Genomic DNA, 13242 nt, shown 5'->3' on the forward strand with positions numbered 1-13242 from the left:
GTAAACAAACAATTCTTAAAAACTTATCTAAACCTAAAATTTATCATAGGGTTTAAAAATTAAATTTGAAAAAATTTAAAACAAACACCATGAAACAACACCTACTATTGTTAAGTTTTTCAATTTTCACACTCCTACTAAATGCCCAAACAAGTACAGAAGAAGCTTTGGCAACCATAGAAACCCAAGAACAAGCAAAACAATTTATTAAAGACAAATACAGCTTTAACAGCAAAATATTTGTTTTTAATGAAGAAAAACACAAAACCCAACTCGCTAAAGCCTTGTTTAAATTAGAAAAAGGACAGGTAAAACAAGAAAATAGCGAATACGATAAAACACTTTACAAAATTTTAGATAAAACTATCAGTTCGTATTACAGAGTTTCCTATATTTTTTTAGATGGCAATACCCATAGTCTAGAAAGTATTAACGCGCTTAGAAAAACATTAATTTTGAAGTACAACAACGGTATTTCGTTTAATGATTTAGCAAATAGGTATTCAATGGACACCAATGCTAAAAAAGGTGGAGACACAGGGTGGTTTACTCTTGGGAATATGCACCCAGATTTTGAAAACGCCATATCTACCAATGCGCATAACCTAAATGATGTTTATACAGTTGATATTCCCTCAAAAAATTGGTATTATGTAGTTTTACAAACCTATAAACCAAAAGATATTACCGAAATTGAAGTCCTAAAAATTATAGAACCTATAGACTAATGCAACTGTTTTACAACCCAGAAATTAGCGCGAATTCCAAAGATTTTTCTTTTCCAAGGGAAGAAAGCAAACATATTGTAAAAGTTCTGCGAAAATCTGTGGGAGACCAGTTGCATATTACTAATGGCAAAGGCTGGTTGTTTACTGCCAAAATTGTTGTTATAACTAACAATAAATGTTCGGTAAAAATTGTTTCAAAAGCTAAACAAGAACATCACCCGTATAATTTACACCTAGCAGTTGCACCTACTAAAATGAACGACCGCTACGAATGGTTTTTAGAAAAAGCAACTGAAATTGGTATTGATAGCATTACCCCAATTATTTGCGACCACAGCGAAAGAAAAGTAATTAAAACTAACCGTTTCGAGCGTATTTTACAATCTGCCATGAAACAATCTCTAAATTGTTATTTGCCAAAATTAAATAAGGCCATTAACTTTAAGGATTTTATAGCACAAGATTTTAAAGGGCAATTATTTATAGCGCATTGTGAAGAGACCAATAAAAAATCATTAAAAAAGGGGTTATTGCCCAAAACAGATGTTACTATTTTAATAGGGCCAGAAGGCGATTTTAGCACCAAAGAAATAGATTTGGCTTTAAAAAACAATTTTATTCCTGTAACTTTGGGAACAACAAGATTGCGAACAGAAACGGCTGCTATTGTAGCATGCCATTCGGTTGCGTTTGTAAACGAAGTCCTAAATGGGCAGTAATGTATTCTAAACAATGAAACATCTTTTTTGTATTTTAACCAGCTTATGTTTTTTTATCTCGTTTTCCCAAGATTTGGCAGTTTTAAAATATAAAGGTGGTGGCGATTGGTACAGTAACCCTACAGCGTTACCTAATTTGATAAAATTTTGCAACCAAAACATTAAAACAAAAATAAGCGAGCAACCTCAAACCGTTGAAACGGGAAGTACAGATATTTTTCAATATCCACTTTTGCACATGACAGGACATGGTAATGTGTTTTTTAATGAAGATGATGCCGAAAACCTACGTAACTATCTAATTTCTGGTGGTTTTTTGCATATTGATGATAATTATGGCATGGAACCTTTCTTGAAAAAGGAACTTAAAAAGGTTTTTCCAAATGATGAATTGGTTGAAATTCCAACAACTCACCCTATTTTTAATATTGTTTATAAATTCCCAAATGGATTACCAAAAATACATGAGCACGATGGTAAGCGCCCGCAAGCTCTAGGTATTTTTTATGAAGATAGATTAGTGTTACTGTTTACTTTTGAAAGTGATTTAGGCGATGGTTGGGAAGACCCTGAGGTGCACAATGACCCTGAAGATGTGCGACAAAAAGCTTTAAAAATGGGCGCAAATATTGTGAAGTATGCTTTTGAGAATTAAAAAAACTAACCTCCAAAAAAGTAACTCTTACTCAAACGTAGACCATTCACTCCTGACTCCTAACTCCTAACTCCTAACTAAAATTGCAACTTACCCATTACACCTCTAACTTCAAAAAACAAAAATTCCCAATTATATTGGTAAGCGATAATGTTACCAACGCCCCAAACATAGGGAGCCTTTTTAGAATTTCTGATGCTTTTGGAATTGAAAAACTTATCCTTTGCGGAGAGCATATTCCGTTAGGTAGAAAAATGACAAAAACCTCTAGAGCTACCGAAAAAGCGGTTAGTTATCAAATAGAGACATCTGCTTTTACTGTTGCAAAAACGCTTAAAGAAAATGGTTACCAAATCATTGCCTTAGAAATTACATCAAACAGCATACCTGTAAACGAGCATATTTTTTCTAAAGAAAAACCAATTGCAGTATTTGTAGGTGATGAAAATTTTGGAGTTTCAGAAGATATATTACAACTGTCACATCAAATCGTTCATATTAATATGTTTGGACAAAATAGTAGTATGAATGTAGTACAAGCTACCAACATAGCACTTTACGAAATCACTAAACAATTTATATAGGCGTTTTTGCGAATAAAATCAGGTAATCTCATCAATATACTGCTATCAAACTTACTTCATAATAACAAATTACTATATTTACTACATGAATTCTAAAACCATTTCAAACGGTATTTTAAGAGCCGTATCAATAATAGTAGGTGTTGCGGTTTTACTTTACTTATTGTACCAAATACAGTCGGTAATTGGCTATGTAGCTATTGCTGCTGTAATTTCGCTAATAGGTAGGCCAATTGTGCTGTTCTTAGAACGTAAACTAAAATTTAAAAATACCATAGCTGTAGTAGTAAGCATGGTAATATTACTAGGGTTTTTTGCAGGATTGGTGGGACTCTTCATCCCGTTGGTTATAGAACAAGGTCAAAATTTATCTTTATTGAACATTGAGCAACTTCAAGATAATATTGAAAATTTATATGCCGAAATTTTAACGTATTTTGATTTACATCAAATAGATGTAGAACAATCCTTAAAGGAATCGAACCTGCTTTCAAAAATAGATTTTGCATTAATTCCAGATTTTTTAAATTCCATTATTAGCGGCTTAGGTAGTTTTAGCATTGGTCTGTTTTCGGTATTATTCATCTCTTTTTTCTTTTTAAAAGACAGTAGATTATTCGAAAATGGCATTTTAACCTTTATTCCAGAAGGAAAAGAAAGTAGATGGAAAACCTCCTTTACACAAATTAAGGATTTACTATCTCGCTATTTTGTAGGGTTAATTTTTCAAATCCTCATTCTATTTATTATTTACATGATTGGGCTATTAATAATTGGTGTAGAAAATGCTATTGTTATTGCGTTTTTGTGCGCTCTACTTAACCTTATACCATATGTTGGCCCTGTAATTGGTGCTGTTTTAATGCTAACATTAACCATGACTAGTAATTTAGGCGAAAGTTTTAGCGAGGTAATATTACCTAAAACCTTCTGGGTGCTTTTAGTATTTATTATTGGGCAATTAGTTGATAATTTTGGAAGTCAGCCAATTATTTTCTCTAAAAGCGTAAAATCGCATCCTTTAGAAATCTTTTTGGTAATACTCACCACAGGTATACTCTTTGGAGTTATTGGCTTAATAATTGCAGTACCTGCATACACAGCTATAAAAGTAATTCTAAAAGCTTTTTTATCTGAAAATAAGATTGTTAAAAAGCTGACTAAAAACCTATAGTTTAGTTTGAATAAACATATTTTAAATACTGAAATTCAGAATTTTATAAATTATAATATAAATTCTGATATAAATGTTTTGGTTTTGAAAGGCACTAGCTTTTCAAATGTAAAAACTTCTGAAATTGTTGAACAGATTGAAGCTAAAAAACGCTGTAAAACTAAGCTTTCTACATGGTTTAAAACTAAAAACATTTATTATCCCAATAAGCTAAATATAGAGCAAACTTCTTCTGAAATTACTGCTAAATACAAATCTGAATTAATATCGGGCCAATCAATAATTGATATTACAGGAGGTTTTGGTGTAGACTGTTTTTATTTCTCTAAACAATTTAAAAGGGTTGTGCATTGCGATATTAATTCAGAACTATCAGCCATTGTAAAATACAATTATCAACAGTTAAAAATTGATACTATTGAAACTCATAATACGAACGGTTTAGACTATTTGCAGCAGAATGATATTCACTACGATTGGATTTACGTTGACCCATCAAGACGGCACGATTCCAAAGGAAAAGTGTTCTTTTTAGGTGATTGTCTACCTAATATTCCTAAACATCTAGAGCTATTATTTAGCCGTAGTAAGAATGTAATGATTAAAACATCGCCTTTATTAGATATTTCGGCAGGTATAAATGAATTGGAATATGTTAAAACAATTCACATTATAGCAGTAAATAATGAAGTTAAAGAATTATTGTGGATATTAGAAAAAGGATATTCAGAACACATATTAATTAAGACTACTAATATTAATACTGATAAGCGAGAATGTTTTAGTATTCAACTTGAAAATGAAAACTATACAGCACCATACAGTAAACCACTTACCTATTTATACGAACCAAACGCCGCCATTTTAAAGTCTGGCGCATTTCAGGAAGTTTCAAAACAGTTAAATGTATTTAAACTTCACCAACACTCCCATTTGTATACCAATGAACAATTAGTCTATTTTCCAGGAAGGATATTTATAATTGAAAACGTAGTTCCCTATAATAAAAAAGAAATAAAAGCATTGGGTTTAAAAAAAGCGAACATTACCACACGTAATTTCCCTGAAACGGTTAAAAATATCCGTAAAAAATTTAAAATAAATGACGGAGGAGAAACCTATCTTTTTTTTACTACAGACTTAAATAATAACAAAATAATAATAGAAGCCAAAAAACTTAAGAACGTGGTTTAGCAATACCCCTATCGTACAATACAATACTTCCTGCAACAGAAACATTTAAACTTAATTGAGATTTAAATTTTACTAAAAAATGAGACTTCTCTATAGCTTCATTTGTTAAACCATGATCTTCTGCCCCAAGTAAATACACACAGCGTCTGGGATGATGAAATGTTTCTAATGGTTCAGCAGTTTCCGTTAACTCTACCCCTACCAACCTTGCGCCCTTTGGTAAATTCTTATAAAACTCATTAAAAGTCTCATAATGAAAATAAGGCATTGCCTTTACTGCATTGTGCGTATCGCATGCTTGTTTTGCATACCTATTTCCTATAGTAAAAATAAAACTAGCTCCTAAATTTTGAGCAGAACGCCATAAAACCCCAAGGTTTTCCGGGGTTTTCCCGTTTTGAATACCAATACCAAAAAACTCGTTTGTAAAATTATCATTCATAAAAACAAAAATAAAAAAGATAATAGCGCTTTGTGTAATTTTTAAAGCTGTAGTTTAAATCTGTTATTAGAACTTTAATGAAAATACACAACTAAAACACTGAAATACTGATTTTTATCATTAATCTTTTAATTAAAATTTCTTAAATTAATGCTTATTGTAACACCTATTGTGATGAAAAATATACTAATCCCTATTGAATTTGATAACATAGCGCAGCAATTAATAGACATGGGCGCTTCCTTAGCTGAAAAGTTCCATTCAAAAATTTGGTTAATCCATATTGCAGCACCAGAGCCTGATTTTGTGCAATACACTAGTGGCACAGGGCCTAATGATGAAAGAGAGGCCAGAGCTGAAGTACTAAAAAGGGAACGAAGAATAATCCAGAAATACTCTGATGAACTTAATGATAAAGGCATATCATCTAAAGCTTTAATGGTGCAAGGACAAACCATTGAAACCATCATGGAAAAAGTTGAATCGTTAAATATCGATTTGATCATAACTGGAAACAACAAACATGGTTTTATATATAAACTTTTTATAGAAAGCGTAAGTAATGAAATTATTAAAAAATCTGAAATACCCGTTTTATTGGTACCACTTGGATAAAGTGTATATATTCTTTTAATTTATAAAAAAGTAATAAAAACAAAAAAGCCACGTCATAACTGACATGGCTTTATGTGATCGCGACAGGATTCGAACCTGTGACCGTCTGCTTAGAAGTCTGTATCGAATCTTATCATTTTATTTCAAATAGCTTCATTTGATTGATAAACAAACACTTACAAAACTATTATTTTCCTTTATTATCACATAAAAGCACTTGGTTCTTCAATAATTGAACCTATATTGAACCCAAAAATAGACATTTTCATTGGAATTGTAATTCTGCAATAATTGCAAAATTTGCAAATTTGTATAAAACGCTAAATCTAAATTATTCAAATTCGACGGAACTAATTATTGCATTAAGAATACAGCTAAGACTAATTGTATTTTTAAAATCATCTCTATCAATAAACAATTCCATCTCTTTATTAAAATGAGAAAACACGTTTAAGTGATATTCCTTACCGTTTCCTAAATAGTCTAAATAATTTACTGAGAAATGTATTAATTCCTCGTAGTAAAAACTTTCAATAGTGCTAAACCATTCCTTTAGCTTTAAACCATCATTTTTAACTAAAGCGTAAATCTCTAATTGTTCTTTGCAGGAAGGTTCAAACTTATGGTATCTTGACACTTCTTCTAACTGCTCAAATAAATCTACAAACTTATCTTCTGCTGTTACATATTTGGACAAAGGTGGTAATTCACCCTCTCTAAGAGATTTAAGATGATTGTATTCGTCTTGGTTTTTGAGTAACCAAAATTCAACTTTATCTATTGAAATAATACTATCAACAGAAAGATTAGATAATAATTTTAAACTATAGAAATTGATTTTGACTTAATCTATTAATTTGATTGTACCCCACAATTCTGGGACATTTTTACTTTTGGTTGGATAAGAAAACGTGTAATAATAATTCTTATGCTTAAAACTTGCAACTATCATTTTAGGTTGTTGGTCTCCATCAAAGGTCATTTCATAACTTTGTATAATAGCAGCTTTGCCTTTAACATTACTATTTTCCTTACCTAATGGCATCATATCAATTCCTTGCTGTTGTAAGTTTCTGGTAATTTTCTCATTTTGATTATTAGAATAATCATCTAGGCTAGAAAAGTCATCAGCTATCACATACATAATATTAAAGTAGTCAACACCTTTAGTTAACACCAACATACCTGTCTTAGGGGTGTTCATACTTTCATCGCTTTTTATAGACCAGCCATTTAATTCAAATACAATATCCTGAATTTTTTTAAAATCAGATTGTGTAGGTTGAGATTTGGATTTATTATCATAGGAATTTATTGCTGTCTTTATCTTTTCTTGGTTTTTTGGATTTGAAAACCACTCCTCATTTTCTTTTTCTAGCTTATCCCCATAGCCTCTAATTACAGGTATAGCAATTAAACCTCCTATTACTAAAAACAGAACTAAGGCAATTGGAATTATTTTCTTAACTAAGATATTCAGTTGTTTTTTATTCATTTTGATAAGATTTTAAACTTGCCATATATGACATGTAATTAAACAAATTTAAACCATTTATTCACTTGTCAAATATGTCAAGTTGAAAAAATCAGTTTTATTAAAACATATAGGTAAGCGAATTAAAGATATTAGAGTAGCCAAAGGCTTATCTCAAGTAGATTTAGTCGGTAGAATTGAAGGTAAAATTGATACTACAAATATTTCAAGAATAGAATCTGGAAGAACTAATCCAACAATTTTTACTTTATATAGAATAGCTGAAGCATTAGAAGTTCAATTATCTGAAATAACAGGATTCCAAGAAACTAAGGAAGATTAAAAAAACGCTATTTATATATATCTATCCTTCAGTATAGATTTTAAAAAATGGTAGATTTTGGGTGCTTTCTAGCTCAATCACATTTGCGATTCATCTACGAAACTATAATATCCTTCTCTTGATAGTATGATATGGTCAAGGACTTTGACATCCAAATAGTTTCCTGCTTCTTTAAGTTTTTGTGTTAACCGGATGTCGGTGTCACTAGGCTTAAGATTTCCTGATGGATGATTATGAGCTATGATTATACTTGAAGCGTTACACTTTAAAGCGACACTAAAAACCAACTTAGCATCCACAATAGTTCCAGATACGCCCCCTTTAGATAAAGGATAAATACCAAGTACTTGGTTGTTTCTATTTAATAGTAACACCTTAAATTCCTCTTGTAACTCTATGGTTTTCTGAGACCAGCAAGACAAAAGCAGTTCATAACTATCCTTACTGTTAGTAATCTTTACTTTGTCTCTATTACCTGAAGTATAAGAGACTTTTATTTCCTGTATTGTATTCATAATTCAAAAAAATGATGCCCAAAACATTTAGTCTTGGGCATGTTGATTTTAACTAGATAGTAATGGGTGATGTTCCTCACTAGCAGTTTCACTAGGAACAAAATCATCAATTGTGGATTCACTCATATCCTCTCTTCCTGATGGTGTTTCAGGAACATACTGATACCTGTGTGACAATTGTATAATCTCACCTGTTTCCTTGATGGTGTAGTCATAAGGTTCACATACTATTTTGGCTATTTCACCAGGAATTTCTGTTCCCAATAATGACTTACAGGTTTCTTCATCAAAAGTTGATGAAATGGATGCTTTTCTTGCTGTAGCGTAGAAGTTATTAGTTTCTCTACTTTGCACTAATTCTACACCACCTTGAATGATTAAAGCAAAAAATATATTGCCTTCATCAGATTCTCTTTGTTGATAGTTAACAATTCGTACCATGTTTTTAAATTTTTGAGTTGAACATTTCTTTTCGTAAAACAACATCTTCAACTATCAGAAAAGGAACAGCTATCACCTTGTTCATTTTTTTCTTGACGACTAAAAATTTTTGTTTTACTCACAAAGGGGTGGGGATTCCCCTTTGCTCAAGTATGGGTGGGGGTATTGAGAAGGTGATGCGTGTTTGAATTATTCTTACCAGAAAAAAAATTTTAAAAAAATTTTAGCTCAATGGATCTAATTCGTCGGCTTTTTTATTTGCCCATTCTAAATATTCATTAACCTCATTTTCAGTAACGTCTGACTCTGATAATTTTGATTTATATGCCTGTAGGTAAGAACGAATAATATTTGCAGTTTTATAGCTTTCAGCATCAGACAAAAGTTTATGGTACTTTTCTTTTTCTATAGCTATTTGCTTGAGTTTTTCTTCTTATAGGATTCTTTGAGCTTCCTTTTTTTCTTCTTCAATTTTTTGCTGTTTGCGTAATTCTGCCCACCTTAAACTATCTTTTTCTATGAACTTATAAATTACTTCAAGATAGTCCTCTAAACTCTTAGAATCTTTTTCCAACCAACCCTTACGAGCGTAACTGCCTACTTGAAATTCTAGTTTTTCACTTTTTACATATGGATTAGTTCCATACCCAGAAGAATCTTTAATTCGTTTCCTAAAATATTTCTGCCGTAGATTAATTTCTGTTAGTTGTCCATACATTTCGATATGACATAGTTGGTATTCAAATTTTATAGTATGGTTGTTTTCTTCAAGTTTCTTAACGAGCTTATCCATAAACATCAAAGCCCTTCTTCTTAATTTTGGTTCTGTATGTATTGGTAGAAACTGACTATTAAACTTTTTCCATTCTTCCCAACTCACGTTCTTTTCCTTATCCAGTCTTTCTAATTCAAGTTCGGTTTTTTGGACGAGTGGATGATATTTTTTAGGCATATTTTTAACGCTTAATCTACGTTATTCAATTATGAAATTATTTTATATTATAAACGTAGCACAATTTAAAAGGATAGTTTCCTAAATAAAGAATCACAATAACACTTAGTTTAAGAGTTAATTAGTTGTCATTTTTTCTTTGTAGAGATAACATTTTTTGCGGTGAAACCACAGGTAAGATTATACCCTGCATATTAGTATTGGATAAACGCTCAAAAATAATACCTCTAGCTGTAGAAAAACTTATACCCAATAAAGTAGCTATGAAAAGTCCAGAAAAAACAGGTAAATCATCCTCATTTAATTCAAAGTGTTCATTAAGACCATCAACCCTAAAATGAAAATCAAAAACAAAACGAGCTTTAGCTTCTGAGGAAACTTGATCATGAATTAAATCAATAAATAACCCAATTTTCACTCTTTCATCTTTTAAATTATGCATTGTGTTATGGGCTATATTAATCTTAAAATTATTTTGCCCTTTTTGCTGTAAGTCTTTAATCGAACTTTCCACAATATTTATATGGAAAAGATGAATTTTTTCAGGGTCTATTTTAGCTTGATTACTCATTTTTAAATAGCCTCACTAAAAGTTGTTTCTTCATAGTCATTTATAGCATCCTCCAAATCTCCACCCTGAATAGATCCTAAATAAACGTATTCTATTTCTTTGATTGGTTCTATATTGATTAGATTAATATTTAGAACCTCTTCCATTTTTGTGATACTCTTCAAAGTAAGGTTATGCAAACCAGATAACCATTTAGAGACTTCAGATGGTGATTTTCCCAACATGGCTGCAAATTCTTTTTTCTTAATACCACGTTCTTTCAGTACAGAACATACCTTTACCGTTATAGCTAAATTGCGTTCAACAAATCTATCTATTTCAGTATTTTGATTAGCCTCTAGCCAGTTATCTAATATGTTGTTTTTCGGGAATTTCATAATCAATAAAAGAGTTTAAATTTTTCATCGCATTCAATCAAAGTACAATCTTCGTTCCAAATTATATCTTTATCTCTGAATGCTTGGTCTATTGCCTTTGTCAGTTGATTAGCCAATAAGAAGTGTGTTTTTACGTTTGGGCAGTCTTGAGCATACTTTGCTGTTTTAACATCTCCACTAAACAAAAAGACCACACCCTCACTAGCTCGTAAACAATACAATCTTAGAGTGTTGTTTTTCTTTTTGCCATTTTCGATATAATACGGTTTTTTGTCTTTGCCAACTGGTGGTAATGCAGAAGCATCAGCTGTGAGTGCTTCATTTCTGAAAAAACGGTTCTGTGCGCCATACTTTTTTCCGATTACTTGCAACCATCTAAGTATATGATATAGTTTATTTTTATTAACACCCTCATGTTGTTTAACAAACTTTTCAAATAAAGTTTCTTTATTATCGTCTAATGCAACTGAATAATAAGCAACTTTATTATACTTAAATAATGGTTTTATGTGTGCAAATTTATTCACTTATAAGTTAATCTACAAATATTTTTCACTTTTAAGTTAATTTTATGATGTAATTGTTTTTATTAAAGTTGTCTATTTTGCTTATTAATTTAAACTATTACACAATTTCTCAACTTGTTTATATAGTTGTTTAGTCCTTTCCACTATAAAGGTATCAAAATCATCTTTCTTTAATAATTCAATCATGCTTTCATCTATAAATTGTGATTTCATTATATCTATAAATTCATCTTCTTTACCTGCCAATTTATATTCTTCTTGAAAATCAGCTATATATTCACTAGGTAATTTAGAACCTATTTTATTATTATTTGTTTCCTTAGTCAACAGAGCGATATTTGCAATATTATTAATAATATCATCGTATTTATGATTCTCAAACCGTTTTACAATTTGCTTACCTAATTTTGATTTCTTTGGAAATATATGATGTTCCTCTAGTCTGTTTTTGCCAGAAACACTTCTTGACGGTTTAAACCCGCTATAAAAATCTTTTGCATTATTTGATTTAAGCAGTAAAATTATGGCTCTATATATTTGTTGACTTTTATTGGAATAATAAGCATCAAACAACTGCAAATTAGAAACGGAAGAATTAGCTAAGTAATTAAAATTCCTAGTGTTTTCATTAGTCAATTTTTGTAACTTTTGATCGTAGTCCGTTTTTGAGTCGATAAGTAGATTAAAGTCCTTTGCAATCCTTTCGCTTTGCGCTCCTGGATAACGATTCTTTAAAAGAGTATTCCAAAACCATGATTTTAGAAATTCATTTTGCTTAACATCCAATGTCTTAAAATGTGAAATTGCGCCAGCTAAGAATTTCATTAAAGGATTATATCTATTTAATTCAGCAGTTTCGATGAAAAAATGATTGTTCATAAATTGAACTAAAGAATGAAACTTATCATGCAATAACTTGGTGTTTGCTTTTAAGACATCTGTATTTAATTTTAATACCTCACTACCGATAAATTTCTTTTGTAGCATTATTGTTGTGAGTTGAAGCATATCTTTATTATCAATCAATAAATCTACCTTGTCTAACTCTAAATTTTCAATGTTATCAAAGTAATTATTACTCACTGTACCATCATAGTTAATTATATTATAGAACGTTCTTAAATCAAAAAATCCCTCATCAAATTTTCGATAGGTTTTGGCAACCATAATATCAAATATTGATAGTTTAGTATTCTTGGTGTTAATACGCTCAAAAACTTCAAGTACTTCTTCCAAAGAACCTTTTTGTTCTATTTCATATACTTTTCTATATAATATTTCTTTTTCTAACTCTTTTAATTTTTTATTGTAATCATTTTTAAACCGTAACATTTTAATTTCTTCGTCTTGATCATCGGTATCAAACCATTCTTCAACTTCTTCATCATCGAAACTATAAGCATGTTTAATTTTTACAAAACGGTGTCCGAATTTTGCATATAATTCTTTCTCAGTATATTCTTTTAACATGATTGGGGCTTGAGGGTCATCAAGGTTGTCAAATTTTTCATCATCATATATCCACCTTAATTCTGCATCTTCCCCTTTATACTCTGAGTCCCAATACAGATTAAGAACTTCTCGTTTACGTGTGTTATTACCTCTATAAATATCCTTGTTTGTAAAAGCTAATGTTAAAGCTGTAGTTCTCTGCTGACCATCTAATAAATATGTTACATCTTCCTGTTTGTCTTCAGGTATCTTTATATCCTTTACTTTTGCACCAACAGCTCTTCTTGCCAATTCATCTCCACCTTTCCAAATAAGAATAGAGCTAATAGTGTAGTTTCTATGTAAACTATCTATCAATAACCGTACTTGATTTTTATCCCATACAAATGGTCGTTGAAACTCTGGTAACCAGACCTGTTCTTTATAAGCTACATCAATTAAATCCTTAATATTAAAATCCTTATTAGTATTACTCATTC

At 30.7% G+C, this 13242-nt stretch carries 19 protein-coding genes; 8 read left to right on the forward strand and 11 right to left on the reverse strand.

The genetic code is table 11. The annotated features are described in order from the left end of the window. Positions 1-89: 89 nt before the first annotated feature. The 6 genes from CLV33_RS04140 (at position 90) to CLV33_RS04165 (ending at position 5054) form a co-directional block, all read left to right on the forward strand. Positions 90-728 (forward strand): peptidylprolyl isomerase, encoded by a 639-nt coding sequence (locus CLV33_RS04140; protein WP_105472837.1) that lies wholly within the window; start codon positions 90-92, stop codon positions 726-728. Then, positions 728-1447 (forward strand): 16S rRNA (uracil(1498)-N(3))-methyltransferase, encoded by a 720-nt coding sequence (locus tag CLV33_RS04145; protein ID WP_042243258.1) that lies wholly within the window; start codon positions 728-730, stop codon positions 1445-1447. The genes CLV33_RS04140 and CLV33_RS04145 overlap by 1 nt, the downstream gene beginning before the upstream one ends. 13 nt (positions 1448-1460) lie before the next feature. After that, positions 1461-2102 carry a DUF4159 domain-containing protein gene (locus tag CLV33_RS04150; RefSeq protein WP_105472838.1) on the forward strand — a complete coding sequence of 214 codons (642 nt, stop codon included), beginning with the start codon at positions 1461-1463 and terminating at the stop codon, positions 2100-2102. An 83-nt stretch (positions 2103-2185) separates the two neighbouring features. Next, positions 2186-2686, forward strand: a complete 501-nt coding sequence (locus tag CLV33_RS04155) for a TrmH family RNA methyltransferase (RefSeq protein ID WP_105472839.1) — start codon at positions 2186-2188, stop codon at positions 2684-2686. Between the two features lie 85 nt (positions 2687-2771). After that, the gene (locus CLV33_RS04160; RefSeq protein WP_105472840.1) at positions 2772-3860 is read left to right on the forward strand and encodes an AI-2E family transporter; all 1089 of its coding nucleotides are present in this window, start codon (positions 2772-2774) and stop codon (positions 3858-3860) included. A gap of 6 nt (positions 3861-3866) precedes the next feature. Next, entirely contained in the window at positions 3867-5054 is a 1188-nt protein-coding gene (locus CLV33_RS04165; protein ID WP_105472841.1) for a class I SAM-dependent methyltransferase, read from the forward strand. Here the strand turns inward: CLV33_RS04165 and CLV33_RS04170 are convergent. After that, positions 5038-5496: an RNA methyltransferase gene (locus CLV33_RS04170; protein WP_042243244.1), complete on the reverse strand. Its 459-nt coding sequence runs from the start codon at positions 5494-5496 to the stop codon at positions 5038-5040. The genes CLV33_RS04165 and CLV33_RS04170 overlap by 17 nt on opposite strands. Before the next feature lie 150 nt (positions 5497-5646). Between CLV33_RS04170 and CLV33_RS04175 the strand changes: the two genes are divergently transcribed. After that, positions 5647-6111, forward strand: coding sequence for a universal stress protein (locus CLV33_RS04175; protein WP_211297532.1), 465 nt, complete (start codon positions 5647-5649; stop codon positions 6109-6111). 331 nt (positions 6112-6442) lie between these two features. Here CLV33_RS04175 and CLV33_RS04180 read toward each other — a convergent pair whose 3' ends face one another. Together CLV33_RS04180 and CLV33_RS04185 are read right to left on the reverse strand one after the other, a co-directional pair. Next, positions 6443-6808 carry a hypothetical protein gene (locus tag CLV33_RS04180; protein WP_105472842.1) on the reverse strand — a complete coding sequence of 122 codons (366 nt, stop codon included), beginning with the start codon at positions 6806-6808 and terminating at the stop codon, positions 6443-6445. A 147-nt stretch (positions 6809-6955) separates the two neighbouring features. Next, positions 6956-7606, reverse strand: a complete 651-nt coding sequence (locus tag CLV33_RS04185) for a hypothetical protein (RefSeq protein ID WP_105472843.1) — start codon at positions 7604-7606, stop codon at positions 6956-6958. 82 nt (positions 7607-7688) lie between these two features. Here CLV33_RS04185 and CLV33_RS04190 point away from each other — a divergent pair, with 82 nt between their 5' ends. After that, a complete protein-coding gene (locus CLV33_RS04190) occupies positions 7689-7928 on the forward strand; it encodes a helix-turn-helix domain-containing protein (RefSeq protein ID WP_105472844.1) in 240 nt (79 codons plus the stop codon). A gap of 77 nt (positions 7929-8005) precedes the next feature. Here the strand turns inward: CLV33_RS04190 and CLV33_RS04195 are convergent, their stop codons facing one another. The 8 genes from CLV33_RS04195 to CLV33_RS04225 all read right to left on the reverse strand — a co-directional run bounded on the left by CLV33_RS04195 (position 8006) and on the right by CLV33_RS04225 (position 13240). Continuing rightward, positions 8006-8443: a JAB domain-containing protein gene (locus CLV33_RS04195; RefSeq protein ID WP_105472845.1), complete on the reverse strand. Its 438-nt coding sequence runs from the start codon at positions 8441-8443 to the stop codon at positions 8006-8008. Positions 8444-8491: 48 nt separating this feature from the next. Beyond that, positions 8492-8884, reverse strand: coding sequence for a hypothetical protein (locus CLV33_RS04200; RefSeq protein WP_105473125.1), 393 nt, complete (start codon positions 8882-8884; stop codon positions 8492-8494). A gap of 223 nt (positions 8885-9107) precedes the next feature. Continuing rightward, positions 9108-9266 carry a hypothetical protein gene (locus CLV33_RS17495; RefSeq protein ID WP_170063973.1) on the reverse strand — a complete coding sequence of 53 codons (159 nt, stop codon included), beginning with the start codon at positions 9264-9266 and terminating at the stop codon, positions 9108-9110. 51 nt (positions 9267-9317) lie between these two features. Further along, complete coding sequence (locus CLV33_RS04205) at positions 9318-9836, reverse strand: hypothetical protein (RefSeq protein ID WP_105472846.1); 519 nt, start codon at positions 9834-9836, stop codon at positions 9318-9320. 121 nt (positions 9837-9957) lie between these two features. Next, complete coding sequence (locus tag CLV33_RS04210) at positions 9958-10407, reverse strand: hypothetical protein (RefSeq protein ID WP_105472847.1); 450 nt, start codon at positions 10405-10407, stop codon at positions 9958-9960. 2 nt (positions 10408-10409) lie between these two features. After that, positions 10410-10784: a helix-turn-helix domain-containing protein gene (locus CLV33_RS04215; protein WP_105472848.1), complete on the reverse strand. Its 375-nt coding sequence runs from the start codon at positions 10782-10784 to the stop codon at positions 10410-10412. A 2-nt stretch (positions 10785-10786) separates the two neighbouring features. Then, positions 10787-11311, reverse strand: coding sequence for a hypothetical protein (locus CLV33_RS04220; protein ID WP_105472849.1), 525 nt, complete (start codon positions 11309-11311; stop codon positions 10787-10789). An 84-nt stretch (positions 11312-11395) separates the two neighbouring features. Next, positions 11396-13240, reverse strand: a complete 1845-nt coding sequence (locus tag CLV33_RS04225) for a DUF262 domain-containing protein (RefSeq protein WP_105472850.1) — start codon at positions 13238-13240, stop codon at positions 11396-11398. Positions 13241-13242 lie beyond the last annotated feature (2 nt).

Source organism: Jejuia pallidilutea (assembly GCF_002973595.1).
Classification (GTDB): Bacteria; Bacteroidota; Bacteroidia; order Flavobacteriales; family Flavobacteriaceae; genus Jejuia; species Jejuia pallidilutea.

What these genes read in the sequence shown, in the direction of transcription:
- CLV33_RS04140 (WP_105472837.1), top strand. Translation starts at nt 90, where the DNA reads ATGAAACAACACCTACTATTGTTAAGTTTTTCAATTTTCACACTCCTA.
- CLV33_RS04145 (WP_042243258.1), top strand. Translation starts at nt 728, where the DNA reads ATGCAACTGTTTTACAACCCAGAAATTAGCGCGAATTCCAAAGATTTT.
- CLV33_RS04150 (WP_105472838.1), top strand. Translation starts at nt 1,461, where the DNA reads ATGAAACATCTTTTTTGTATTTTAACCAGCTTATGTTTTTTTATCTCG.
- CLV33_RS04160 (WP_105472840.1), top strand. Translation starts at nt 2,772, where the DNA reads ATGAATTCTAAAACCATTTCAAACGGTATTTTAAGAGCCGTATCAATA.
- CLV33_RS04170 (WP_042243244.1), bottom strand. Translation starts at nt 5,496, where the DNA reads ATGAATGATAATTTTACAAACGAGTTTTTTGGTATTGGTATTCAAAAC.
- CLV33_RS04175 (WP_211297532.1), top strand. Translation starts at nt 5,647, where the DNA reads ATGCTTATTGTAACACCTATTGTGATGAAAAATATACTAATCCCTATT.
- CLV33_RS04185 (WP_105472843.1), bottom strand. Translation starts at nt 7,606, where the DNA reads ATGAATAAAAAACAACTGAATATCTTAGTTAAGAAAATAATTCCAATT.
- CLV33_RS04195 (WP_105472845.1), bottom strand. Translation starts at nt 8,443, where the DNA reads ATGAATACAATACAGGAAATAAAAGTCTCTTATACTTCAGGTAATAGA.
- CLV33_RS04200 (WP_105473125.1), bottom strand. Translation starts at nt 8,884, where the DNA reads ATGGTACGAATTGTTAACTATCAACAAAGAGAATCTGATGAAGGCAAT.
- CLV33_RS04205 (WP_105472846.1), bottom strand. Translation starts at nt 9,836, where the DNA reads ATGCCTAAAAAATATCATCCACTCGTCCAAAAAACCGAACTTGAATTA.
- CLV33_RS04210 (WP_105472847.1), bottom strand. Translation starts at nt 10,407, where the DNA reads ATGAGTAATCAAGCTAAAATAGACCCTGAAAAAATTCATCTTTTCCAT.
- CLV33_RS04215 (WP_105472848.1), bottom strand. Translation starts at nt 10,784, where the DNA reads ATGAAATTCCCGAAAAACAACATATTAGATAACTGGCTAGAGGCTAAT.
- CLV33_RS04225 (WP_105472850.1), bottom strand. Translation starts at nt 13,240, where the DNA reads ATGAGTAATACTAATAAGGATTTTAATATTAAGGATTTAATTGATGTA.